Source organism: Devosia sp. Root413D1, from assembly GCF_001425235.1.
Lineage (GTDB): Bacteria > Pseudomonadota > Alphaproteobacteria > Rhizobiales > Devosiaceae > Devosia_A.
Genome location: NZ_LMEA01000001.1, coordinates 255658 through 278737 on the forward strand (window position 1 = coordinate 255658; position 23080 = coordinate 278737).

At 65.9% G+C, this 23080-nt stretch carries 20 protein-coding genes; 11 read left to right on the forward strand and 9 right to left on the reverse strand.

Annotation, left to right across the window (positions count from 1 at the left end; all coding sequences use genetic code 11):
- Window positions 1-15 precede the first annotated feature (15 nt).
- Genes ASC89_RS01245 through ASC89_RS01260 form a run of 4 tightly spaced genes read left to right on the forward strand, consistent with a single transcriptional unit; the run spans window position 16 to window position 2246 of the window.
- Window positions 16-801: an orotidine 5'-phosphate decarboxylase / HUMPS family protein gene (locus ASC89_RS01245; RefSeq protein ID WP_055994006.1), complete on the forward strand. Its 786-nt coding sequence runs from the start codon at window positions 16-18 to the stop codon at window positions 799-801.
- Window positions 798-1568: a dienelactone hydrolase family protein gene (locus ASC89_RS01250; RefSeq protein ID WP_244488370.1), complete on the forward strand. Its 771-nt coding sequence runs from the start codon at window positions 798-800 to the stop codon at window positions 1566-1568. Before ASC89_RS01245 ends, ASC89_RS01250 begins: the two co-directional genes overlap by 4 nt.
- A gap of 23 nt (window positions 1569-1591) precedes the next feature.
- The gene (locus ASC89_RS01255; protein ID WP_055994008.1) at window positions 1592-1798 is read left to right on the forward strand and encodes a hypothetical protein; all 207 of its coding nucleotides are present in this window, start codon (window positions 1592-1594) and stop codon (window positions 1796-1798) included.
- A gap of 43 nt (window positions 1799-1841) precedes the next feature.
- The gene (locus ASC89_RS01260; RefSeq protein WP_055994010.1) at window positions 1842-2246 is read left to right on the forward strand and encodes a cupin domain-containing protein; all 405 of its coding nucleotides are present in this window, start codon (window positions 1842-1844) and stop codon (window positions 2244-2246) included.
- Between the two features lie 38 nt (window positions 2247-2284).
- On the opposite strand, the gene ASC89_RS01265 is transcribed toward ASC89_RS01260, so the two are convergent.
- Window positions 2285-3037, reverse strand: coding sequence for an SDR family oxidoreductase (locus tag ASC89_RS01265; RefSeq protein WP_055874942.1), 753 nt, complete (start codon window positions 3035-3037; stop codon window positions 2285-2287).
- A 108-nt stretch (window positions 3038-3145) separates the two neighbouring features.
- Between ASC89_RS01265 and ASC89_RS01270 the strand changes: the two genes are divergently transcribed.
- The 5 genes from ASC89_RS01270 to ASC89_RS01290 all read left to right on the forward strand — a co-directional run bounded on the left by ASC89_RS01270 (window position 3146) and on the right by ASC89_RS01290 (window position 9290).
- On the forward strand, window positions 3146-4156 hold the full coding sequence (locus ASC89_RS01270) for a phosphotransferase family protein (RefSeq protein WP_082533117.1): 1011 nt from the start codon (window positions 3146-3148) through the stop codon (window positions 4154-4156).
- 9 nt (window positions 4157-4165) lie between these two features.
- Complete coding sequence (gene eno, locus ASC89_RS01275; RefSeq protein ID WP_055994013.1) at window positions 4166-5452, forward strand: phosphopyruvate hydratase; 1287 nt, start codon at window positions 4166-4168, stop codon at window positions 5450-5452.
- 30 nt (window positions 5453-5482) lie between these two features.
- Window positions 5483-6508, forward strand: coding sequence for a LacI family DNA-binding transcriptional regulator (locus tag ASC89_RS01280; RefSeq protein WP_055994015.1), 1026 nt, complete (start codon window positions 5483-5485; stop codon window positions 6506-6508).
- A 358-nt stretch (window positions 6509-6866) separates the two neighbouring features.
- Window positions 6867-8678 carry an IlvD/Edd family dehydratase gene (locus tag ASC89_RS01285; RefSeq protein ID WP_055874931.1) on the forward strand — a complete coding sequence of 604 codons (1812 nt, stop codon included), beginning with the start codon at window positions 6867-6869 and terminating at the stop codon, window positions 8676-8678.
- A gap of 141 nt (window positions 8679-8819) precedes the next feature.
- On the forward strand, window positions 8820-9290 hold the full coding sequence (locus tag ASC89_RS01290) for a Crp/Fnr family transcriptional regulator (RefSeq protein ID WP_055874928.1): 471 nt from the start codon (window positions 8820-8822) through the stop codon (window positions 9288-9290).
- A 354-nt stretch (window positions 9291-9644) separates the two neighbouring features.
- Here the strand turns inward: ASC89_RS01290 and ASC89_RS01295 are convergent, their stop codons facing one another.
- Window positions 9645-10031: a DUF3307 domain-containing protein gene (locus tag ASC89_RS01295; RefSeq protein WP_055994017.1), complete on the reverse strand. Its 387-nt coding sequence runs from the start codon at window positions 10029-10031 to the stop codon at window positions 9645-9647.
- 187 nt (window positions 10032-10218) lie between these two features.
- Here ASC89_RS01295 and ASC89_RS01300 point away from each other — a divergent pair, with 187 nt between their 5' ends.
- Together ASC89_RS01300 and ASC89_RS01305 are read left to right on the forward strand one after the other, a co-directional pair.
- Window positions 10219-10995 carry a FecR domain-containing protein gene (locus ASC89_RS01300; protein WP_055994020.1) on the forward strand — a complete coding sequence of 259 codons (777 nt, stop codon included), beginning with the start codon at window positions 10219-10221 and terminating at the stop codon, window positions 10993-10995.
- A gap of 24 nt (window positions 10996-11019) precedes the next feature.
- Window positions 11020-13185 (forward strand): CHASE2 domain-containing protein, encoded by a 2166-nt coding sequence (locus tag ASC89_RS01305; protein WP_055994021.1) that lies wholly within the window; start codon window positions 11020-11022, stop codon window positions 13183-13185.
- Window positions 13186-13288: 103 nt separating this feature from the next.
- Here the strand turns inward: ASC89_RS01305 and ASC89_RS01310 are convergent, their stop codons facing one another.
- The 7 genes from ASC89_RS01310 to rplS all read right to left on the reverse strand — a co-directional run bounded on the left by ASC89_RS01310 (window position 13289) and on the right by rplS (window position 22811).
- Window positions 13289-14704 carry a protein adenylyltransferase SelO family protein gene (locus ASC89_RS01310; protein WP_055994887.1) on the reverse strand — a complete coding sequence of 472 codons (1416 nt, stop codon included), beginning with the start codon at window positions 14702-14704 and terminating at the stop codon, window positions 13289-13291.
- A gap of 148 nt (window positions 14705-14852) precedes the next feature.
- Window positions 14853-16046, reverse strand: coding sequence for a class I SAM-dependent RNA methyltransferase (locus tag ASC89_RS01315; RefSeq protein WP_055994023.1), 1194 nt, complete (start codon window positions 16044-16046; stop codon window positions 14853-14855).
- Between the two features lie 217 nt (window positions 16047-16263).
- Window positions 16264-19122, reverse strand: coding sequence for an FAD-binding and (Fe-S)-binding domain-containing protein (locus ASC89_RS01320; protein ID WP_055994891.1), 2859 nt, complete (start codon window positions 19120-19122; stop codon window positions 16264-16266).
- A 241-nt stretch (window positions 19123-19363) separates the two neighbouring features.
- Entirely contained in the window at window positions 19364-20209 is an 846-nt protein-coding gene (locus ASC89_RS29200; protein ID WP_082533120.1) for a PadR family transcriptional regulator, read from the reverse strand.
- 185 nt (window positions 20210-20394) lie between these two features.
- A complete protein-coding gene (locus tag ASC89_RS01330; RefSeq protein ID WP_055994026.1) occupies window positions 20395-21201 on the reverse strand; it encodes a hypothetical protein in 807 nt (268 codons plus the stop codon).
- 240 nt (window positions 21202-21441) lie between these two features.
- Window positions 21442-22056, reverse strand: a complete 615-nt coding sequence (locus ASC89_RS01335; protein ID WP_055994028.1) for a hypothetical protein — start codon at window positions 22054-22056, stop codon at window positions 21442-21444.
- 212 nt (window positions 22057-22268) lie between these two features.
- Window positions 22269-22811: a 50S ribosomal protein L19 gene (rplS, locus tag ASC89_RS01340; RefSeq protein WP_055874904.1), complete on the reverse strand. Its 543-nt coding sequence runs from the start codon at window positions 22809-22811 to the stop codon at window positions 22269-22271.
- Window positions 22812-23080 lie beyond the last annotated feature (269 nt).

Below are 23080 nucleotides of genomic sequence, written 5' to 3' on the forward strand. Positions count from 1 at the left end.
GGAACCGACAGCGTCATGTCCACGCCCGCCTCCACTCGCGTCATCGACCGCCTGAAGACTGAGTTCAGTTTCCAGATCTCGGTCGATACCGACAGCCTGCCGCTCGGGCTCACGGTCGCCGAGGCCGCCCTCGCCGCCGGCGTCGATCTCGTCGAAATGGGCACCCCGCTGCTGAAGACCGAGGGGGTGAAGCACGTCGTTCCCGCCTTCCGCGCCCGCTTCCCCGATGCGCTGCTGCTCGCCGACATGAAGACCATGGATGGCGGCAGCTTCGAAGCCCGCTCGGTGTTCGAAGGCGGCGGCAACATCATCGATTTCCTCGCCATTGCCGGCGTGCCGAGCGCCAAGGGCATCTGCGGCGTGCGCGACGAATACCGCCGCGCCAACCCGGAACTGCCGCGCCTGGTGTTCGCCGATATCCTGCTGCCGCATCAGGGCCCGGCCGACACCGCCATCGAGGTGGCGCTGCGCATGCTCGACGCCGGCGTCGACGGCATCGGCGCCCACCTGCAGCTCGATGCTCGCCGCGCCGACCCCAGCCTCTTCCACTCGAGCTACCTCGCCGACGTGGTCGGCGCCGTGCACCACCGCGTCGGCGCACTCGCCTCGGTGCAGGTGGTCGGCGGCCTCTATCTCGAGCAGGCCGTCGCGCTCGCCAAGACGGGGCTCCGCGCCTTCGTCATCAGCGGCAATCTCGGCCTCCCCGACGCCCAGGCCCGCTACGGCAACCCGCCCGGCGAAATCCGCGAGCACATCGCCGCCTTCATTGCCGGGGTGTCGCAGACCAGCACCGCGCCGTGAGCAAGCGCAAGGAGCTGCTTCTACCGGTCCTCATCGGATGCTTCCTCGCCTGGCTTGGCTATGCCTCTGCAGCCGAGCGACAGCAGTTCGTCATTCACGCATCAGGCGAGGACATCCTGGTCGAGACCTTCCTGAGCAGGTCCGGCGAGTCGCCTCCGGCAGTCATCGTCCTGAGCGGCAGCAGGGGATTTGCGGCGACGGCCTACGATGAGATCGGAGCGAGCTTTGCCGCGGCGGGCCTCGACACCTTCCTGGTTCACGTCCTCTCCCCGGCTGACCTGAACGCCATCGCCGGCGCCGGAAGCGCCGAGGCTCGCATCCGCTACCACGAACGCCGCCTGACCCAGTGGACGGCGAGCGTTCTGACTGTCGCTGCCCACCTCAACGCCAAGCCCGGCTACAGCGGCCGGATCGGTATCATGGGGATCTCTCTCGGTGCCCAGATCGCCTCGGCCGCCACTGCGAACCGGCAGGACGTGGCCGCGCTGGTGCTCGTCGATGGCGGGCTCCCCAACGGCTACGAGGAACCGCTCGCTTCGCTGCCACCGCTACGCCTGATCTGGGGCGGCGCGGATCGAACCTTTCCTCCGGCCATCGCGCAGGCGCTGCAGAAGACGGTACAAGGCCTGGGCGGATCGGCCGAGCTTGATATCTACCCGGGCGGCGCGCACGACTTCTTCCTGAAGCCAGGATCGCAGCAAGCGACCGAAGCCCGTCGGAGCGCCGCCGATTTCCTTACCGGGCAGTTGCAGTCAACTCACCCCTGATCCGCCCGACTCGGAGCCACCTCTTGTCCAAACGCCTGTCGAAAACCCTCGCCGCTGAGATCGCCACGCGCACCCTCGAAGTCATCAACCCCGCCAACCGCGCCGTGGCGCTGGCCGCGACGCTCCGCCGCCACGGCTTCGACCCGGCTGCCGCCGAACTGCCCGCGGCGCCGGCCGATCGGGCCGATCTGGTGGCGTGGCTGCTCGCTACCTACGCGCCGCGGGAGTAAGCTGCCGGGGTCCGGCCGCTGGGCCGTTGCGAGGAGGATCGCCATGCAGACCCGGCCGTTTCCGCCCGTTCCGCATGGCCGCTCTCCCGCCGGCGCCGAGGTCCGCCTGCTGGTCGACGGGATGACGGGCGGCATGATCCATTCCACCGTTCCGCCCGGTCAGGTGAACCGGGCGACCATCCACGCCACGGTGAGCGAGTTCTGGTTCGTGCTCTCGGGCGAGGGACAGATCTGGCGCCGCGACGACACCGGCGAGCAAACCACCGCGCTGACGCGCGGCGTCTCCATCGACATCCCGGTCGGCACCGCCTTCCAGTATCGCTGCAATGGCGCCGCGCCGCTCGAGTTCATCTGCATCTCCATGCCGCCCTGGCCCGGCAGCCACGAGGCGACGATCATTGCCGGCCCCTGGGAGCCCAACGCCCCCGAGGGTTGGCCGCCGGCGTAGCGAGGCTGGAGGCAGGATGTCGCGTCGGGTTTGCGCCCCTACATGGTGATGCCGCCATCCACCACGAAGTTCGACCCGGTCGCATAGGCGCTCTCGTCGCTCGCGAGATAGACCAGGAGGTGCGCCATTTCTTCGGGCTGCGCCATGCGGCCCATCGGCTGGCGGGCGACGAAGGTCTTCCACACCTCGTCGTGGTCGCCCAGCGCGTGCGCCCGTTCGTGCAATGACGGCGAGTCGACGCTGCCGGGGCAGATGGTGTTGGCCCGGATGCCGTTCTTCATGTAGTCGAACGCCACCGACTTGGTGAAGCCGATCACCGCCGCCTTCGACGACATGTAGCCGACACGGTTCGGCACGCCCTTCATCGACGAAGCGACCGACGCCACGTTGATGATATTGGCGCCGCCCTGCGCAATGAAGGCCGGCAGGAAGGCCTGCGTCAGCACGAACATCGGCGTCACGTTGATATCGAAGCTGAGCTGCCATTCTTCGAGCGTGGTGGTGCCCAGCATGCCCTGATGCACCCAGCCGGCGCCATTGTAGAGCACGTTCACCCCATGATGCCGCGCCGCCGCCTCGCGCAGCGCCAGATGGTCGGTGACATCGAGCGCATAGGTCTCGTGCCCGGGCGAGATCGCCCTGAGCTCCTCGCCCTTGCGCGCAATCCCCTGGGCATCGCGGTCGGTGGCGATCACCCGTGCTCCCTCGCGTGCGAATGCCGTGGCTGCCGCCCCGCCGATCCCCGCCGCTGCCGCGGTCATGAAGATGGTTTTCCCCTCGAGCCGTCCCATTTTCTCCCTTTCCGTCCAGTTCGGTGTTTGACCAAAGGCCAACCCTCTGGTCGTTGTCCCATTTCGCCTGTGTGGTACCATACCAGCCTTGCAAGGGGGACCAGCACTATGGATGAATTGACCTGGGAAGCGCTGCTTCCCCCGATCTTTGCGACTGCCGGCATCGACGCCGGTGGAGCGCTGGAAATCGCCCCGCTCACTGGCGGCGTTTCATCCGATATTGTGCGCATCCGCCTGCCCGATGGCCGCCAATACTGCGCCAAGCGCGCCCTCGGTAAGCTCAAGGTCGCCACCGACTGGCAGGCGCCGCTCGAGCGCAACCAGTATGAGGTGGCCTGGCTGCGCCGCGCCAACGCCATCGTCCCCGGCGCCGCGCCCGAAGTGATCGGCGAGGACCGCGCGCACGGCATCGCGCTGCTCGAATACCTGCCGGCCGAAGACTATTTGCTGTGGAAGGCCGAGCTGCTGGCCGGCCGCGCCGATCCGTCGGTTGCCACCGCCGTCGCCGAGGCGCTCGGGCGCATCCACGCCGCGACGCTCAACGATCCCTCGGCCGCCGCCGAGTTCCCCACCGACCACCTGATCGATGCCCTGCGGCTCGACCCCTATCTGCGCTTCACCGCCGGACGCCACCCGGAGCTTGCCGATCGGATCCTCGCCGTGCTGACGACCACCGCGAACACCAAACTGGCGCTGGTGCACGGCGATGTCAGCCCCAAGAACATCCTCATTGCGAAGCGCGACGGCCACCCGGTGCTGCTCGATGCCGAGTGCGCCTGGTACGGCGATCCGGCCTTCGACGCTGCCTTCTGCCTCAACCACCTGGTGCTGAAGTCCATCCACCTGCCGGCACTGCGCGATGCCCTGCTGGCTCAGGCGTCTGCCTTCGCCGCCACCTGGCTCGGACATTTCCCCGCGCAACTGCGTGCCAGCACCGAGGCACGCGCCGCCGCCCTCCTGCCCTGCCTGATGCTGGCGCGGGTCGATGGCAAATCGCCGGTCGAGTACCTCAGCGAGGCCAGTCGCCAGCTGGTGCGCGATCGGGCCATTCCACATATCCAACACCCGCCAGTAGCCATCGCCGAGCTGCTCGACAGCCTTAGTTCACCTCAGGATTGATAACGCGTTATGTCAGCCATCAAGACCATTCTCGGCCGCCAGGTGTGGGACTCGCGCGGCCGCCCCACCGTCGAAGTCGAGGTCACGCTGGAGAGCGGCGCCAGCGGTCGCGCCATCGCCCCGTCCGGCGCCTCCACCGGCAGCCGCGAGGCGCTCGATAAGCGCGATGGCGGCAAGCGGCTGGGGGGTTTCGGCGTCAACGCCGCGCTGGCCGCGGTGAACGGCGAAATCCAGAACCGGCTCGTTGGCCTCGATGCCCTCGACCAGGTCGCCGCCGATCGCGCCATGATCGAACTCGACGGCACCCCGCAGAAGACCCGGCTGGGCGGCAACGCCATCGTCGCCACGTCCTCCGCCATCGCCTGGGCGGCTGCGACAGAGCAGCGGATCCCGCTCTGGCAACATTTGCGGCGCCTCAGCAACCTCGATCCCGAGGCCCAGCACATCCCCGCCCCGATGATCCAGATTTTCGGCGGCGGCCGCCATGCCGGCAATCGCATCGACATCCAGGATTTTCTCATTCTCGCCGTCGGCGCCCAGAGCTTCGCCGAGGCCACCGAGCAGATCGCCGAAGTCTACATGGCCGCCAGCAAGGCCATGGTCCAAAAGGGCAAGCTCAACGGCGTCGCCGACGAGGGCGGCGTCTGGCCCGATTTCACCGCCAATGAGGACGGGCTCGAACTGCTCACCCGCGCCATCGAGGCGGCCGGGCTTCGCCCCGGCGCCGATATCGGTATCGCGCTCGACGTCGCGGCCACCTCGTTCTACGCCGATGGCGCCTATCGCCTGGCGCTCGAAGGCAGGGCGCTCTCGACGCTCGAGATGATCGAGCAGCTGCAATCCTGGGTCAGCGCCTACCCGATCGTCTCGCTCGAGGACCCCCTTGCGGAGGACGATGACGAAGGCTTTGCCGAGATCACTCGGCGGCTCGGCAAGTCCATTCAGATCGTTGGTGACGATTATCTGACCAGCTCAGAGTCCCGTGTTGCCCTCGCCGCAGCACAGGGATGCTGCAATTCGGTGTTGCTCAAATCGAACCAGTGCGGCACCCTGACCGAACTGATTGCAGCAAGCACGCGCGCCCGCGCCGTCGGCTGGAATACCATCCAGTCCGGCCGCTCCGGCGAAAGTGAAGATGTGACGCTCAGTCATCTGGCGGTCGGCTTGATGTCAGACCAGATCAAAGTCGGCTCGATGACGCGCTCAGAACGGACTGCGAAGTGGAATGAAGTGATCCGCATAGAGGGTTACTACGTAGCGCCGCGCTACTGGCGTTTTACCATTCCGCGGCTGTAGTCGAATGAAGGGCAGTTTGGGGGATTCAGTTTGGGGGACGCAGACAGACGCAGTGGCGCGGGCCGGCCGGTTCGCGTTGAAGATGTAGCACGCGTCGCCGGTGTCTCGCCGATTACCGTCTCGCGCGCCCTGTCCTACCCCGACAAGGTCAAGGATGAGACCCGGGCCCGCATTCTCGAGGCCGTCGCCCAGACCGGCTACGTCGTCAACCGCTTCGCCTCCTCGCTGCGTTCCGGCCGCTCCAACGTTATCACCGTCTTCGTCTCGAGCCTGCTCAATCCGCACTTTGCCACCTCGGTGCAGGGCATCGTCGATTCGGTCGAGGGCAGCGGTTACCATCTGATGTTCGCCCAGACCGGCTATTCCGAGATGCTGGAGATCGACGTCGTCGAATCAGTGCTGCCGTTCCGTCCCGCCGGCGTCGTCTTCACCGGCGTGGTTCGCGCTGACAAGACCCGCCAGGCGCTGCAGAAGCTCGGCATCCCGGTGATGGAAATGTGGGGCAACCGCCCCGATCCGATCGACATGCTGGTCGGCTCGTCGAGCTACGATGCCGGCCGCCTGATGGGCGAGCATTTCGGCGAACGGGGCTTCCGCAAAATCGCCTATAGCGGCCACACCATCGAGCGCACCGCGCAGCGCATCGAGGGCTTCCGCCACGGCCTCGCCAAGCACCGCCTGACGCTGGAGCTGATCCACCCGATGGATGGCACCCGCACCTTCGCCGACGGCATGCATGCCTTCGACGCTATTCTCGAGCAACTGCCCGGCTGCGACGCCATTTTCTTCGGTACCGACGTGCTCGCCGCCGGCGCCATGACCCGGGCGCTCGACCGCGGCATCGCGGTGCCCGGCCAGGTCGCCATCGCCGGCTATGGCGACCTCGAGTTCACCCAGCACGTCCGCCCCTCGCTCACCTCGCTGCAGGTTTCGAGCTACGAGATGGGCCGCGAGGCCGGCCGCATGCTGATCAAGCGGCTCAGTGGCGAAGCCATCGCCAATCCCATCGTACTGCAGCCGATCAGCCTCGAAGCCCGCTCCAGCACTCTGGGTTGAGGCCCCCGGGCCGCTGGTTGGATATCGTGGCAACGCCGCTGACAGGCCGGTGCAGGAAGATACCCCTCCCCTGTCCCCTCCCCGCAAGGGGGAGGGAGACGCTCTCACCAGCGCCAGCGTTTTGGTCTCCTCCCCCCTTGCGGGGGAGGGACAGGGTGGGGGGTACTCTTCCCACACCGGCGGCGGAGGCCACAGTGACTCCGTCGGTGACCTACCCATCCCGCCCATTGCAACCCGACATCCCGATCTCTATCATCGCCTCCGGTACGATCCTCCCTCAATCGAAGGAATGCCTGCCCAGTCCGTCGGGATTGGGCTATGGATCGTCGGGACAGCCTGTTGATTTGAGGAGATCACTATGAGTTCGGGTAAAGGCGAGACCGCGCAGGGCAAGAAGCTCCGGTCGCGCGCCTGGTTCGATAATCCGGAAAACCCGGACATGACTGCGCTCTACCTCGAGCGCTATTTGAACTACGGCATTTCGCGTGAAGAGCTGCAATCCGGTAAGCCGATCATCGGCATCGCTCAGACCGGCTCCGACATCTCGCCCTGTAACCGCCACCACCTCGAGCTGGCCAAGCGCGTGCGCGACGGCATCCGCGATGCCGGCGGCATCGCCATGGAGTTCCCGGTCCACCCGATCCAGGAAACCGGCAAGCGTCCGACTGCCGGCCTCGACCGCAACCTCGCCTATCTCAGCCTTGTCGAAGTGCTGTACGGCTACCCGCTCGATGGCGTGGTGCTGACCATCGGCTGCGACAAGACCACCCCGGCCATGCTGATGGGCGCCGCCACCGTCAATATCCCGGCGATCGCCCTGTCGGTCGGCCCGATGCTCAACGGCTGGTTCCGCGGCGAGCGCACCGGTTCGGGCACCATCGTGTGGAAGGCGCGCCAGATGATGGCCGCCGGCGAAATCGGCTACGAGCAGTTCATCGAGCTGGTGGCGTCCTCCGCCCCCTCGACCGGTTACTGCAACACCATGGGCACCGCCTCGACCATGAACTCGCTGGCCGAGTCGCTCGGCATGCAACTGCCCGGTTCGGCCGCCATCCCGGCGCCCTATCGCGATCGGCAGGAAATGGCCTGGCGCACCGGCATGCGCATCGTCGAGATGGTGCATGAGGACCTGAAGCCCTCCGACATCCTGACCAAGGACAATTTCATCAACACCATCGTCGTGAACTCGGCGATCGGCGGCTCGACCAACGCCCCCATCCACATCAACGCCATCGCCCGCCACATCGGCGTCGAGCTGAACATCGACGATTGGCAGACGCACGGCCACAAGGTGCCGCTGCTGGTCAACATGCAGCCGGCCGGCGAATACCTGGGTGAGGATTATTACCATGCCGGCGGCGTGCCGGCGGTGGTCAACGAGCTGATGAAGCAGGGCCTCATCCGCGAGAATGCCCCGACCGTCAACGGCAAGACCATCGGCGAGAACTGCCGCACCACCACCATCCAGGACGACAAGGTGATCCGGCCGTTCACCAACCCGATGAAGGCCGAAGCCGGCTTCCTGGTGCTGCGCGGCAACCTGTTCGACAACGCCATCATGAAGACCTCGGTGATCTCCGAGGAGTTCCGCCTGCGCTACCTGAACAACCCCAACGACCTGGGCGCCTTCGAGGGCAAGGCCGTGGTGTTCGACGGCCCGGAGGATTACCACCACCGCATCGACGACCCGTCGCTCAATATCGACGAGCACACGCTGCTGTTCATGCGCGGCGCCGGCCCGATCGGCTATCCGGGTGCGGCGGAAGTGGTGAACATGCGGCCGCCTGATTACCTGATCAAGAAGGGCATCACCTCGCTCGCCTGCATCGGCGATGGCCGCCAGTCCGGCACATCCGGCTCGCCGTCCATCCTCAATGCCTCGCCGGAAGCGGCGGCGGGCGGCAACCTCGCCATCCTGAAGACCGGCGACCGCGTCCGCATCGACCTCAACAAGGGCGAGGCCGACATTCTCATCTCCGCCGAGGAGATCGAGCAGCGTCGCGCCGAACTGCATGCCGCCGGCGGCTACAAGTATCCGGCGCATCAGACGCCATGGCAGGAAATCCAGCGCGGTATCGTCGACCAGCTCGGCGCCGGCGGCGTGTTGAAGAACGCCGTCAACTACCAGCGCCTGGCACAGACAGCCGGTCTGCCACGCGACAACCATTGATCAAATCCAAAGGGGCCGGTGTTCACTGGCCCCTTTCTTCTTGCGCCGGTCGCGCCGATGGGCCAACAAGCCGCCGCAATGTTTGACGAACAAGTTAGGCTCAGCGCACTATCGAGGGCGCTTAAGGCGGGTGAGGGCTCGATGTCTGATATTCTGGACTATTGCAAAGGGCGGGAGGCGCAGACCTTCAAGCCCGGCCAGGTGCTGATCCGTGAGGGCGGCCAGGAAGGCCAGTTGTTCGTCCTGATCGACGGCCAGGTCGAAGTGCTCCGCAAGGACACCCAGGTCAGCTACATCGACGAGCCCGGCTCGATATTCGGCGAGATGGCGGTGCTGCTCGACATGCCCTCGAGCGCCACGGTCAAGGCGCTCTCGACGGTCAAGGCCTACGCCATCGCCGACGCCATCAGCTTTCTCGGCGGCAACCCGGAAATCGCGCTCTATGTCGCAACGCTGCTGGCGCGCCGGCTCTACTACACCACCTCTTACCTGGTCGACCTGCAGCAGCAATCCGAAGGCAAGCGCGAAGACCTCGACCTGGTCGACAAGATCCTCGCCCAGCTGATCGAAAAGCCCGACGAAGCCAAGCACGCCAAGCGCACGCGGAAGTAGTTCAAGCCCTCGAGCGTGTGGCACCCTCACCGTGTGGCGGTGCAGTGGCAGCCGAGCCATCGTGCCCTCAAGGACCCCCTCTCTTGCAAAATCTAAGGCTTAGCCAAACGGCTAAACCTAAGATTTTGCTTTCTCCCCCGCCGAGGGGGAGATGATCCGTGCCTTCCACTTGCGCCTGAGTTTCAGTCGGGACTCTCCCCCTTGGCGGGGGAGAAAGCGAAAACTTGGGCTTAGCGCAGCTAAGTCCTTAGTTTTCGCCAGAGAGGGGGTCTTGGGAGCCACCGGCAAGGCGAGGATCAAGGTGGGCGAGCCCACGCTCCAGCGGCTAGTAAGCCAGCTGGCTCACGACAGCCCCTACACCAGCCCCTTGCTCAGCAGCACGGCGTAGATAATCGCGGCATAGGTCAGCTGGTGGGTAATCTGATCGAGCCCGTGCAGGCTCCAGAACCGCCGTGGCTGCGTGTCGACATGGACGCCGCGCGAATAGTGGATCTTCGAATAGTCGAGCAGGTAGTGCACCACGAACTCGGCCACCACGATACCCGCGAGCCATGGGAGCGGCGTGCCCGCCAGCAGCAGCAGCAGCGCCGTCAGCCCGGCATGCACGCCGGCATGCGCATAACCGCCTGGCTGGCGGAAATCGCCCTTACCGCCCAGCATCCATCCCGGCTGCAGAAAGTAATCCGCGATGTAGTGCTTGAGCTCCAGTCCGATGAACAGCAGAAAGAATAGTCCGACCATTCGGTCTTGTCCTTGCGGGGGTGACGCCCCCACGGCCCATCCCCGGGAGCTGATGCTTGCAAGCTCCCGTTGTCTGAGGCAAGCGCAGAGTTTACTCCTGTGTTAGGTTCCCGTCAGCGCCGTTCAGCCGGCGTTCATGGGCGGCGTGGCAGGTGGTCCGCGCCGGACGTCTGTCCTGGAGGTTCCGATGCTGCGGCTGCTTGCCTCGTTCATTCTGCTGCTGTTGGTAGCGCAACCCGCCCTCGCCGCGTCCGGCAAGGCGATGGGCGTTGATCCTGCTGCCCGGCTCGAGGACAAATCCGGGACCAAGACACTGGTGGTCGGCACCGACGTCTTCATCGGTGATCGCGTCGTCACCGATGCCAAGGGCCTCGTCCAGATCCTGTTTTCCGACAGGACCAAGCTGGTGGTCGGCCCGCGATCGGCGCTGGTGATCGAGGATTACCTGCTGCGTGAGGATGGTTCGGGCGGCAAGTTCGCCATCAACGCACTGTCGGGGACGTTCCGCTTCGTCACCGGCGGCGCCCCCAAGGACCGCTACCTGATCACTACCCCCACCGGCACCGTCGGGGTGCGCGGCACCGCCTTCGACCTCAACGTCCATTCCGATCACTATTCCCTGCTGCTGTTCCACGGCGCCGTGGTGATGTGCAACAAGGCCAATAAATGCATCACCGTCGATGATTTCTGCGATGTCGGCATGGCCGACCTGACCGACGCTAAGCTGCTCGGCAACACCGAGGATTTCGTCGGCGCCGAGCGCACCTCGATGCGCGGCATGTTCCCCTGGGCCGTGTCGGAGAGCGACCTGCTCACGCCATTCTGGGTGGCGCAGGCCCGCGAGTGCCTCAACCGGTCCGTGCAGCCCAACGACACCGACGCCGGCGGCGCCAGCCCTGACGGCGAGCCGCCGCGGTCACAACGGTCGCCCGGCAACGGCCTGCAGACGGGCCCCAACGGCTAACCACACCAGGACTCGATCCCGCCGATGCTCCGACGCCTGCTGCCGATCCTCGCTGGCCTCGTCATCGTGATCCTGTTGACGTTCCTGCGCATCGCCGACCCCTTCCCGGTGCAGGTGCTGCGTGAAATCGCCTTCGATTTCTACCAGCGCCTGCATCCCCGCCCGCAGGGGGAGTTCCCGGTCCGCGTCATCGATATCGACGAAGCCGCGCTTGCCGAATTCGGCCAATGGCCGTGGCCGCGCGATCGCCTCGCCGCACTCACCGATCGGCTGACCGAGCTCGGCGCTGCCGCCATCGGCTTCGACGTGCTGTTCCCCGAGGCCGACCGTATGTCGCCGAGCCGCATCGCGGCAGGCCTGCCCGGCGTCGATGCCGCGACGCTCCCCGACTACGACGCCATCTTCGCGGCCTCGCTGTCGCGCGCCCCCTCGATCCTCGGCTTCTCGCGCACCCCCTCCGGCAAGCCGCTGACCGGCAACCCCAAGGGCGGCTACGCCATTTCCGGGCCCGACCCTACCGAGCGCATCCCGTTCCTCACCGGCACCGCCGCGCCGATCCCGATCCTGCGCGATGCAGCACCCGGCCTCGCCGCCCTCAGCCTCAATTCCGAGCTCTCGGCCGGCGCCGTCCGCCGCATCCCCATGCTGTGGACCAATGGCAGCCAGCTGTTCCCCACCCTCTCGGTTGAGGCCCTGCGCCTCGCCATGGGCATCAGCACCGTGGTGGTGTTCGGCGATACCGCCGCCGAGGGCTATGTCGACAGCATCCGGCTCGGCGATTTCACCGTGCCGCTGACCTCCGAGGGCGACCTCTGGCTCTATTACAGCCGCCCCAGCCCGGATCTGCTGGTCTCGGCCGCGGACCTGCTCGGGCCGAATTACCAGCAGCTGAGCGATCGGATCGCCGGCAATATCGTGCTGGTCGGCACGTCTGCGTCGGGCCTGCTCGACCTCCACAACACCACGCTGGGCGACAACGTCGCCGGCGTCACCATCCACGCCCAAGCCATCGAGCAGATCCTCTCGGGCACCTATCTCAGCCGCCCCGACTGGGTGGCGGGGCTCGAGATCGTCGGCTTCCTGGCGCTCGGCGCTTTCATGGTGGTGGTGGTGCTGCTGCTCGGCCCGCTTGTCGGTATTGCTGCCGGTGCGCTCTCGCTCACCGCCGCCATCGGCTTTTCGTGGTGGATGTTCACCACCAGCGGCATCATGCTCGATCCGAGCTACCCGCTGATCGGTCTGACCCTGCTCTACCTGGCGCTGGTGTTCTTCCGCTTCGTGACCACCGAGCGCGCCAAAAAGCAGATCCGCCGTGCCTTCGGCTACTACGTCGCCCCCTCATTGCTGAGCGAGATCGAAAAGAACGGCGACCGGCTGAAGCTCGGTGGCGAAGTGCGCCGCATCACCGTGCTGTTCTCCGATATGCGCGGCTTCACCTCGCTGAGCGAGAAGCTCGAGCCCAGGCGTATTCTCGCCATTCTCAACACCCTGTTCGGCGCCCTGGGCCACGAGATCATCGGCCGCATGGGCACCATCGACAAGTTCATCGGCGACGCCATCATGGCGTTCTGGAACGCGCCCGTCGACGTCCCCGACCATGAACGCAAAGCCCTGCGCTCGGCACTGGGCATGCGCCAGAAGCTCGCCGAACTGAACCATACCGATGCCTTCCACCTCAGGGCGGACAAGGCCGCGGTAGGGGAACTCGGTATCGGCATCGGCATCTCCACCGGCGAAGCGCTGGTGGGCAATATGGGTCTCGAAACCCGCTTCGATTATTCCGCCCTCGGCGACACCGTGAACGTCGCGAGCCGGGTCGAAAGCGCCTGCAAGGAGGTCGGCTACGATATCCTCGTCGCCGATCCGGTCCGCGTCATCGTCTCCGATTTCGCCTTCCTCGAAGCCGGCGCGCTGGCGCTGAAGGGCAAGGCCGAGCGCGTCGTCATCTACCTCCTGGTCGGCGATGCCGAGCTCGCCAAATCCGGCGCGTTCCACCTGCTGCGCGTTACCCACGCCGAAGCGCTCGAAGCGCTCCGCACCGGCCGCGACACCCGCGGCGCCATCGCCGAGTGTATCGCCCTATCGGCCAAGCTCGAGCCCGGCCTCAAGAAATTCTACGAACTGCTCCCCGGCCGCCGCATGGATTTTGTGTCGACCGAGACCGTCGTGCCGATCACCCCGGCGGCGTGATTGGTGCGAAGGGCACACACCCTCCATACCCACCGGCCGTCATCCCTGCGAAAGCAGGGACCCAACTATCCCCTTGGGCGCCTTCGGCTCAAATGAACGCCCCTCACTCCCCCGCATAGGCCTCGCGCATTTCCTCGATCTCGCCCATTGCCTCGTAGAGCGGGCGCCAGTCGTCGCGCTCGGCAATCGGCGCCCACAGCGCCTCCATCTCGTCGATCAGCATGGTCCGCGGCACATCGCGCTTGAAATACGGGTGGTCGAGATTGGCATCCGGCGACGCCGGGTGCGCAGTCAACAGGCCGGCCAGCGTCTCGAAAGCCGAACCGCGATAGTGGTCGGCCGCCGGGCTCCGCATCGCCCGCGCTCCATCGCCACCGCGCCAATCGAAGAAGAACTGCTCGAACGGCATCTGCGTTTCGCGCAGGAAGTTGAACACCTCCTGCACCAGCAGCGCATCCGCTTCCACCCCGAGCGACGCGAGCCCCAGACGCTCCAGCACCGCCGACCACACCGAACGCTGGAACGCCGGCCAGAACTGGTTCAGCGCCGCTTCCATCTCGGCATGCTCACCCAGCGGCAGCAGCACTTCGGCGAGCCGCGTCAGGTTCCAGGCCAGCGTGTCCGGTTGCTTGCCGAAGGCATAAAGCCCCCACTCGTCGAAATAGGCCGCGGTGAAACTCGGATCATAGGTCGGCAGGAACCGCCACGGTCCGTAGTCGAAACTCTCGCCGGTGATGTTGATATTGTCGGTATTGAGCACCCCGTGCACGAACCCCGCCGCGATCCACCGCGCCCCGGTTTCGGCGACATGTTCGCTCACCGCGCCAAGGAACTTTGCTGCCCGGCCGTTATCGCCCTCGACCCACAGCTCGGGGTAATAGGCGCGCACCGAGTGGTCGAGCAGCGCCCGCAGCCGCTCGTCTTCCTTCAAATAGCTCAGCCGCTGGAACGAACCGATCCGCGTGTGCCCGTGCGATAGCCGCACCAGCACCGACGAGCGCGTCGGCGACGGCTCGTCGCCGCGCTGCAGCTCCTCGCCGGTTTCGATCAGCGACAGCGATTTGGAGGTGTTCACCTGAAGCGCCTCGAGCATGGCCGTCGCCAGCACCTCGCGCACTCCACCCTTCAGCGTCAGCCGTCCATCCCCGGCCCGCGACCACGGCGTCCGCCCCGATCCCTTGGTGCCCAGGTCCATCAGCCGGCCGTCATTGAGATCCTCGAGTTGCGCATAGAGAAAGCCGCGCCCGTCGCCGAGATCGGGGTTGTAGGTCTGGAACTGATGCCCGTGATAGCGCAGCGCCAAAGGCTCCGGGAACGACCCCGGCAGCGGCTCGAACTTGCCGAAGTAATTCACCCAGTCGTCGTCGCTGAGCCCATCGAGCCCCACCGACGCCGCCGCCCGCTGGTTGCGATAGCGCAGGGTATGCTCAGGAAACTGTGCCGCCCGAACCTTGTCGAAATAGCCCTCGCCAAGCTCGGCATGGGTGGTGCGGGGTTTGAAGGGATGGGTCATAGCCAGCCGCATCCCCCTCCCCAACCCTCCCCGCAAGGGGGAGGGTGCCGCATCCAGTCCGAGGCGCTATCAAGCCACAGCCACCGGCCGGCACCTCCCCCTAGACGGGGGAGGTTGGGAGGGGGGGCGCCCCATGCGCCAAGGCCAGTAACCCTCACCGCCGAAACACCCCGACCACCTCGACATGCGTCGACCATGCGAACTGATCCACCGGCACCACGCTCTCGAGCCGATATCCGCCGGCGATCAGGATCGCCGCGTCGCGTGCAAAGGTCTTGGGCTCGCAGGATACCGCCACCACAGTCTTCACGGTGCTGCGCGCCAGCTCCTTCGCCTGCGCTTCGGCGCCGGCGCGTGGCGGGTCGAACACCACCGCATCGAACGGGTTGAGCTCGATCGGGGCCAGCGGGTCGCGGAACAGGTCGCGCACTTTCGCCTCGACCGGCTTCAGCCCCTGCACGTGGTTGACTGCCTTGACCAGCGCCGCGATGCCCGCCCGGTCGCTGTCGGCCGCGAACACTCGCGCGCCCTCGGCCAGCCGCAGCGCGAACGGCCCGACGCCCGAGAACAGGTCGGCCACCGACTTCACCTTGCCAACACCTTCGCTGACCAGCCGGGCCAGCGTTTCTTCCGCCGCCGCCGTCGCCTGCAGGAAGCTCGCCGGTGGAATCTCCACCAAGGCCTTACCCATCTTCACCGCCGGCGGGCGCGCCATATAGACCGCATCGCCGTTGAAGGTCAGCCGCGCCAGTTTTTGCGCCCGCGCGAACTCCGCCAACGCCACCGACTTCAGCTTCCGTTCCGACTTGATGCTGAGGTCGATGCCGGTATCGGTGAGGGTAAACGAGACGTCGCAATCGCCGGCCAGCGGCTGCAGCGCCCGGGCGATCCGCGGCGCGTGCTTCGACAGCGTCGGCATCAGGATCGGGCAGGCGTCGATATCGAGCACTTCGTGGCTTTTCGCCCGCATGTAGCCCGCGCCGGTCTTGCGCACATGCAGGGTGGCCCGCCGTCGCCCGGCGCCGGTCGCATCGATCAGCGGCTGCACCACGGTCTCGACCTCGGCATGCTGCAAGGCGATCTCGACCAGGCCGCGCTTGAAGCTCGCGTAGGTCTCACGATTGAGGTGCTGCAGCGAACAGCCGCCGCAGGTACCGAAATACGGGCTGATCGGCTCGGCCCGCTCGGCGCTCGGCGCGATGATGCTGATGAGCGTGCCGCGCTCACCGTCCCGCGCGATCTCCACCCGCTCGCCCGGCAGCGTGAACGGCACAAACACCCGCTCGCCGCCGATCTCGCCGATGCCGTCGCCGTGCTGCCCGATACTGTCGATGGTAACTTCTGTCATGGGGAACGCACTAACAGGCGAGCGGGGCTTTGGCACGCGTTTCCCGACTGATAGAGACGGCCCCCTCCCATCCTCCCCCATAAAGGGGGAGGTGCTCCGCCGGTGTGCTTGGCACGATCGAAGACAGGGCCTCGACTCTTCACCTCCCCCTTTATGGGGGAGGCCGGGAGGGGGCCGTCTGCTTCGGTTCTTGCACCCAGAGACATGGCCCAGTGCCTCAATGCACCGGCTGGCTCACCAATTCCAGCAGGCTGGCAATCGACACGAACGGGATTCCCATCCGCTCGCTGAGCCCGGTGGCGCAGGTCGAGACCGTCGACAGCCCGATCTCACATCCCTCGGGGATCTGGGCCTTGGCAAAGCGCGTCGCATGGGCGTTGAGCTCGGGCACATAGAGCCCCTTGTCGCCGGCATAGCCGCAGCAGGTGATGGCATCGAGCACCACTACCTTCTCGGCAATCACCGCCGCCAGCGCCTCGATGGCGCCCTGCTCCTTCAGCCGCTGCGCCGAGCAGTTGTGATGCACCGCCACGGCCGGCAGCGGCTTGGTAATGGTCAACCGCGGCAGGATTTCCTTGAGCAGGAACTCCGCCGAATCCATCACCGCGGCCTCGCCCGGATGTTCGCGCATGTGCTTGGCACAGGTCGAGGCATCGGTCACCACCGGCAGCGCCCCGGCTCGGCTCAGCCCATCGAGTTCGCGCCGCGTCGACCCGCCGACGCGCTCGGCCTCCTCGGGAAAGCCTTTCGACAGGAACGGCTGGCCGCAGCATTGTCCGTCGAGCTTTTCCGGCACCACCGGGTCGAACCCCGCCCGCCGCATCAGTGCGATCATCGCATCGGTGGTCGGCAGCAACCCGTTCTCGCGCGTCGGCGCCCCGAACATCCGCGTCGCGCAGGATGGGAAATACACCACCTGGCCGTTCGGCGCGTTGCGCGCCGGCACCGGCTTCGGCGCCCCCGGCCCCGGCCGCAGCGCCGGCGATACCCGCGGCACGGCCTTGGGCGCCAGCGCATGCATGGCGCCCGCCACGGCATCCACTACGCCATTGCCGACGATCCGGCGGCCCAGCGCCTGCGCCCCGACTCCCAGCTTCATGCCGGTCTCGAGCGCCGCGGTATGCCCGCTGACCCAATGCGCCACGTTGCGATCGCCATCCGACCGCCGCCTGCCACGTTCGCCGATCACCATGGTGCCGGTTTCGATCCCCACCGGGCAGCGCAGCGAACAGAGATTGCACGCCGCACAGGTATCGAGCCCCACATATTGGAAGCCCTCGTCCATGGCCTTGAGCCGCTCCGGATCTTCGCCGGTTTGCCTGAGCCGCGCCCGCTCGCGCGTCACCGCGATGCGCTGGCGCGGGCTGAGCGTCATGTGATGGCTCGGACAGGCCGGCTCGCAGAAGCCGCACTCGATGCAGAGGTCGACGATCTCGTCGGCCAGCGGCATCAGCTTCAGGTTCTTGATGTGGATGTCGGGATCGGGGTTGAGCAGCACGCCCGGATTGAGCAGCCCCTCCGGGTCGAACAGGTGCTTGATCTCATGCATGATGAGATAGGCCTTGGTGCCCCACTCGGCCTCGACGAACGGCGCGATGGCGCGCCCGGTGCCGTGCTCGGCCTTCAGCGAGCCGCCATAGCGGACCGACACCAGCTCCGACAGTTCCTTCGAAAAGTGATCGAACTTCACCGCCGCATCCGGGTCCATGAAGTTGTCGCTCATCTGGAAATGCAGGTTGCCGGCCAGCGCGTGCCCGAAAATGATCGCATCCTCATAGCCGCAATCGTCGAGCAGCTTCCGCATATCGATGACGAAATCGGCCAGCCGGTCGATCGGCGCCGCCACGTCCTCGGTCAGCATCGAGGTGCCCTTCGGCCGCGCCGCGCCGCCGGTAGCGAAAAAGCCTTTCCGCACGTCCCACAGCCCATGCGAAATGTGCTCGTCGGCCGAGAACGTGATGTCCGTCGCCCCCTCGGAGGCAAGGATCGCCGAGGCCTTCGCGGTCTCCGCCTCGAGCGTCGCCTGGTCGGGCGCCGTCACGTCGATCAGGATCACCGGCGAAGTCTCGGTGAAGAACTTCACATAAGGCTGGATGGCCGGCAGGTGCTCTACCGTCGCCAGGGCTCGCCGCTCGATATACTCGGCGGCGGTAACGCCGGTCGTCACCTGCACCCCGCCATTGGCCAGCTTCGAGATGGCGCGGGCGCAGGAATAGGGATCGGGGAACGGGATCAGCCCAGTCACCTTGTAGGGGTGCTCGGGAATGGTGTTGTAGGTCACCTCGGAGACGAAGCCGAGCGTCCCCTCCGAACCGACGATCAGGTGGATCAGGATGTCGATCGGATCGTGGAAATCGAGCAGCGCATTGATCGAGTAGCCGACGGTGTTCTTGATCCGGTATTTTTTGCGGATCAGCTCGACCAGCGCCGGATCGGCCTTGACCTTCTGGTGCAACGCCTTGAGCTCATCGAGCAGGTGCGCATGCGACGCCCGGAACGCCGCGACCGACGCCGGATCGCCCGAATCGAGCACCGTGCCGTCGACCAGCATCACCCGCAGCCGGTGCATGGTGTGATAGGTGTTGTAGGCGACGCCACAGCACATGCCCGACGAGTTGTTGTTCACCACCCCGCCGATCTTGCAGGTGGCCTGGCTCGCCGGATCCGGCCCCAGCTTGGCCCCGAACGGCTTCAGCGCCTTGTTGGCATTGGCGACGATCACCGCCGGCCCCAGCGTCACCCGCTGCCCGGCCTCGTGGATCTCGAGCTTCTTCCAGCCGTCGCCGAGCACCGCGAGCACCCCGTCGGTGATCGCCTGGCCGGAGAGCGACGTCCCCGCCGCGCGGAAGGTCAACGGCAGCTTTTCGGCGCGGGCGGCTTCGATCACCGCGCGCACTTCGTCCTCGGTATTGACGATCACCACCACTGCCGGGATCAGCCGGTAGGAGCTGGCATCGCCCGAATAGGCATAGGTCATCACCGGGTCGGTCATGATCCGGTCCTTGCGGATCAGATCCTTGAGCCGCGCCACAATCCCTTGCGTCGCCGCAGCCCGGTCCACCCCGATCGGGGCCATCTCGTTCACGTCACTATCCGCCCTTTAGGCCCGGAACGAGAAATCTCGCAGCCGGGCAAGATGTTTGGCAGGCATGTTAGAGACATTCGCAGCTGGGCGGTAGTGAGGCATTGGTCGTGGGCAATCGCCCGACTGATCGCCGGGCCGCCGGTCCCACCGAGACCAGTTTGCCATAATGAAAACTCCCGCCTGCCGGAAAGCAGCCGGCCAGACGGGAGCGCTTGTCACTCAGGCGGGACAATTAGCCGAGATCGACTTCGGTCGTGTCTTCGTCATACCCCTCGCGGATCTCCTGTGCCGCGCGGCGCAGGATTTCCGCCACCCGGCGATCCTCTTCGGGGTCGCGCCGGATCGCTTCCTTGATCGCCTTCTTCAGCGCCTTGCGCGCGTCGTTCACTTCCGGCGCCACGTCGTCGAGATCACGGTCGGGCCGGCCCGAGTAGCGTTCCTGGGGCCGTTCGGGCCGCTCCGGTCGCTCGGGGTGTTCGGGATGATCCGGGTGCGGCGGAGCACCGCCGCGATCACCGAACCAGCCATGCCGGCCAAATTCCCGCCCCATGCCGCGAAATCGCTCGCGGAACTGCTCCGCCTCCCCCGGCGTGAAGGGGAAATCCTGGCTCGCCATCCGCTCCCGCAAATGCTCCATCCCGGAGCCTGCCTTGGCGAGGAAGTCGAGCGTCGACTGGATCGCCTCGCGATTATCGTTGAGGTGCGTCCGGCCTTCCTCGGTGATGGTGTAGAGCTTCTTGTTGCCCTCGGCGGCCGAGGTCACGTAGCCCGCCTCCTCGAGATAGGTCAGCGCCGGATAGACGATGCCCGGGCTCGGCGAATAAAAGCCCTTCGAATGCTCCTCGATCGCCTTGATCAGGTCGTAGCCATGCCGCGGCTGCTGTTCGATCAAGAACAGCGCGACGAGCCGGAGGTCACCCGAGGCCAGCATCCGCCCGATGCGGAAATTGCCCCCGAAACCGCCCCAGTCACCAGGGTTGATGTTGGCTTCGAAGTTGCCGAATTTGCGGAACCCGCGTCGCGCCATGGCTTCCATGCGCCGCCAGTTCCGGTCCCACCTGTGGTCGTGATCGTGCATCTTTCACTCCAAGATATATCTTACGATAGCCGGAAGATATGCCTCGACCATCGAGGCTTCAAGATAGCTCTCAAGATATATCTTAAGTCAGCGATACTGCCTGTTTTTGCGCTCGGAGCTTATGAGGACCCTCGTCGCTGCCCCAAACGCGATGTCATCCCAGCGTAGGGAGAGCTTGGTGGAGACTACCCCGCGATCGCCTTCACATACCGCTCCGCCGAAGCCTCTACCCGCGCCTTGGCGTCATGCGTCATCACCCGGTCCCACCAGCCGGCATAGATCCGGTCGTAGGCGAACGGCGCCACCGCCCCGACGATGCGGTTCACCTCGCGCGCCGGCAGCGGGATCAGGTTGGGATAGGAGTACATGAAGCTCACCCAGCGCGTATCCGGCACCACCATGATGGTATCGCCGGTCATCAGCACGCCCTTATTGTCCTCGCCGGCCCAATGCAGCGCGGTGGAGCCGACAAAATGTCCGCCGCAACGCACCAGCGTTACCCCCTGCCCGAGCTCGAGCGTCTCGCCGCTCCAGTAGTTCACGCGGTCCGACGGCCGCATCACGTACTGCCGGTTGGCCTCGTGGATATGGATCGGCACGCCGCCCAGCGCCTCCGACCAGTCGACCATGGAGGAATAGAAATGCGGATGCGAGATCGCCATCGCCCGCACCCCGCCCAGTTCCTTGATCCGCCTGACCGCCTCGTCGGTAACCAGCGGCGTGCAATCCCACAGCACCCCGCCACCTGCCTGCTGGATCAGCAGCATACGCTGTCCGATGGCGATCGACGGCGCCGACCCGATCCCCACCAGCCCCGGCTCCTGCTCCTTGAACTCGATCGTATGCTTCTGCTGGAGCTCCGCCAGTGTCGTCCAGCGCTGCCCGGCGGCCGTCACATACTGCCGCTCGTCATCACAGATGACGCAGCGCTCGGGCGGCGCCTCGGACGGTGCATGGCCCACGCCACAGGTGACGCAGATAAAGGATTGCATCGAAAGTCTCCGGTCGTTGTGGTGCTGCCGGACGGTAATCTGGCGAATGCGCTGGGAAATGCAACCATGGCACCTGCTGCACACCCCTCCCCAACCCTCCCCGTCGAGGCCGGTGTCTCAGGCACAATCGCGCCACAGCGCAACCTCCCCCTTGACAGGGGAGGCAAGCGCAGCTTGGGAGCAAAGCGACCTAGCGCAGCTCGGAGGGGGTGCGCCACTCGCACAGACCGTCGGGCTTGGCTACTGCGCCACCAGCCCCTTCCACACCTCGAGCTCGTCCAACGTCTCGCCGGCCCCGGCCAGGGCGAACTGGTAGATGTCGAAGCTGCCCACCATCACGCCGTAATAGCCCGGCCGCTCGCGCGCCTCGTGCTTGAGCCTGAGGATCAGGTCGCGGTCGCAGGCCGAGAGATCGGCCCGAAGGTTCGCATCGCGCGCCTGGCGCACCGCGAAATCGAACGGCTCCCAGCCCCAGATGTCGCATTTCCACGGGTTGCCGGCGTAATCCTTGAACTCGATGCCCCAGTAGAGCCCGGCGCCGAGCGGGTGCGGCTCGACATAATCGTTGAGGAAGCTCGCCTTGTGCAGCTGCAGCCCGGCCCGGTCGAACTGGATGGCGATATCGGCGGCGAGCCCGGCCCATTCGGCCCAACGCTCTGCCTCGCACGGCATGTGGATGTCGATATCGCGCCACACCATCAGGTCATAGCCAGCGCTGCCGGTCACCACAGCCTCGCCGAAGCGGGCATTGAGCAGTTCGAGCAGGCCCGTTTCCACCAGCACGGTGCGGGCTTCCTCTCGGAGTTCCGCGGCGACGTGCCGCCTCTCTTCCGCGTCCTGAAGAGCTGCGTCCATTCCAATTTCCCCATAACGAGATCTCCGATCTCGCGTGCATAAAGACCGGAATACGGGGCATCCCAACCCCGGAATCAAAAGCCCGGCTCGTGAGCCGGGCTGAACTCTAGTCGCGCTCGTGCCGAAACTGTGGCACGGCCGGAGCGGGCGCAGGAAAAGTTGTGAGACTTTTCCGTTCGACGCCCGCGACCACTTAACAGCGCTTCAACTGATTACTCGGCCTTGGGCTCGGTCGCGGCGGCTGCCTCGGCAGCAGCAGCGGCGGCCTCAGCGGCGTCCTTCTCGGCGAGCTCCTTGGCCAGCGCCTCGGCGGCGGCGATCTTCTCGGCCTCGCGGGCGTTCTTGGCGTCAAGCGCTGCAACGCGCTCGCCGGCCTCGATCTTCTTGGTGCGGGCGCCGACGTTCTCGAAAATACGGGCGGCCTTACCGCGACGGTCGCGCAGGTAATAGAGCTTGGCGCGGCGGACCTTACCGCGCTTGATCACTTCGACGCGGTCGATATTGGGGGAGAGCACCGGGAACACGCGTTCCACGCCTTCGCCGTACGAAATCTTGCGCACAGTGAAGCTTTCCATGATGCCGGTGCCGGAGCGGGCGATAACCACGCCCTCATAGGCCTGCAGGCGTTCCTTGTCGCCTTCGCGGATCTTCACCCACACCTTGACGGTATCGCCGTGGGTAAATTCCGGATGGGCGCCCTTGGCGAGCAGCTTATCGTGCTGCTCCTGATTGAGCTGTTCGATGATCTTGGACATCTGATGTTCCGTTCGTCTTTTTCAAAGGAGCGTTTCGCCGGCTTCACGCCGACCGCCCGGTCTTGGTTGCACGGATTTTTATGCATTATTGGCCGAGCCGAAGCTCAAGCGAGCGGGGCTATAAATCAAGAATGCCCGGGAGTCTAGGGCTCGGGTCTAGGGTTTGCTCGACATCGCCTAAGCCACCGGGTCATTCCCGCGAAAGCGGGAACCTCCGTTTGCGATGCCGGCCCCAGAAACGGCGATCCCCGCTTTCGCGGGGATGACCA

Bases quoted from the DNA above. Each gene is read 5' to 3' on its own strand.
- ASC89_RS01245 (WP_055994006.1), top strand. From the start codon at position 16: ATGTCCACGCCCGCCTCCACTCGCGTCATCGACCGCCTGAAGACTGAG.
- ASC89_RS01260 (WP_055994010.1), top strand. From the start codon at position 1,842: ATGCAGACCCGGCCGTTTCCGCCCGTTCCGCATGGCCGCTCTCCCGCC.
- ASC89_RS01265 (WP_055874942.1), bottom strand. From the start codon at position 3,037: ATGGGACGGCTCGAGGGGAAAACCATCTTCATGACCGCGGCAGCGGCG.
- ASC89_RS01270 (WP_082533117.1), top strand. From the start codon at position 3,146: ATGGATGAATTGACCTGGGAAGCGCTGCTTCCCCCGATCTTTGCGACT.
- eno (WP_055994013.1), top strand. From the start codon at position 4,166: ATGTCAGCCATCAAGACCATTCTCGGCCGCCAGGTGTGGGACTCGCGC.
- ASC89_RS01285 (WP_055874931.1), top strand. From the start codon at position 6,867: ATGAGTTCGGGTAAAGGCGAGACCGCGCAGGGCAAGAAGCTCCGGTCG.
- ASC89_RS01290 (WP_055874928.1), top strand. From the start codon at position 8,820: ATGTCTGATATTCTGGACTATTGCAAAGGGCGGGAGGCGCAGACCTTC.
- ASC89_RS01295 (WP_055994017.1), bottom strand. From the start codon at position 10,031: ATGGTCGGACTATTCTTTCTGCTGTTCATCGGACTGGAGCTCAAGCAC.
- ASC89_RS01300 (WP_055994020.1), top strand. From the start codon at position 10,219: ATGCTGCGGCTGCTTGCCTCGTTCATTCTGCTGCTGTTGGTAGCGCAA.
- ASC89_RS01305 (WP_055994021.1), top strand. From the start codon at position 11,020: ATGCTCCGACGCCTGCTGCCGATCCTCGCTGGCCTCGTCATCGTGATC.
- ASC89_RS01315 (WP_055994023.1), bottom strand. From the start codon at position 16,046: ATGACAGAAGTTACCATCGACAGTATCGGGCAGCACGGCGACGGCATC.
- ASC89_RS01320 (WP_055994891.1), bottom strand. From the start codon at position 19,122: ATGGCCCCGATCGGGGTGGACCGGGCTGCGGCGACGCAAGGGATTGTG.
- ASC89_RS29200 (WP_082533120.1), bottom strand. From the start codon at position 20,209: ATGCACGATCACGACCACAGGTGGGACCGGAACTGGCGGCGCATGGAA.
- ASC89_RS01330 (WP_055994026.1), bottom strand. From the start codon at position 21,201: ATGCAATCCTTTATCTGCGTCACCTGTGGCGTGGGCCATGCACCGTCC.
- ASC89_RS01335 (WP_055994028.1), bottom strand. From the start codon at position 22,056: ATGGACGCAGCTCTTCAGGACGCGGAAGAGAGGCGGCACGTCGCCGCG.
- rplS (WP_055874904.1), bottom strand. From the start codon at position 22,811: ATGTCCAAGATCATCGAACAGCTCAATCAGGAGCAGCACGATAAGCTG.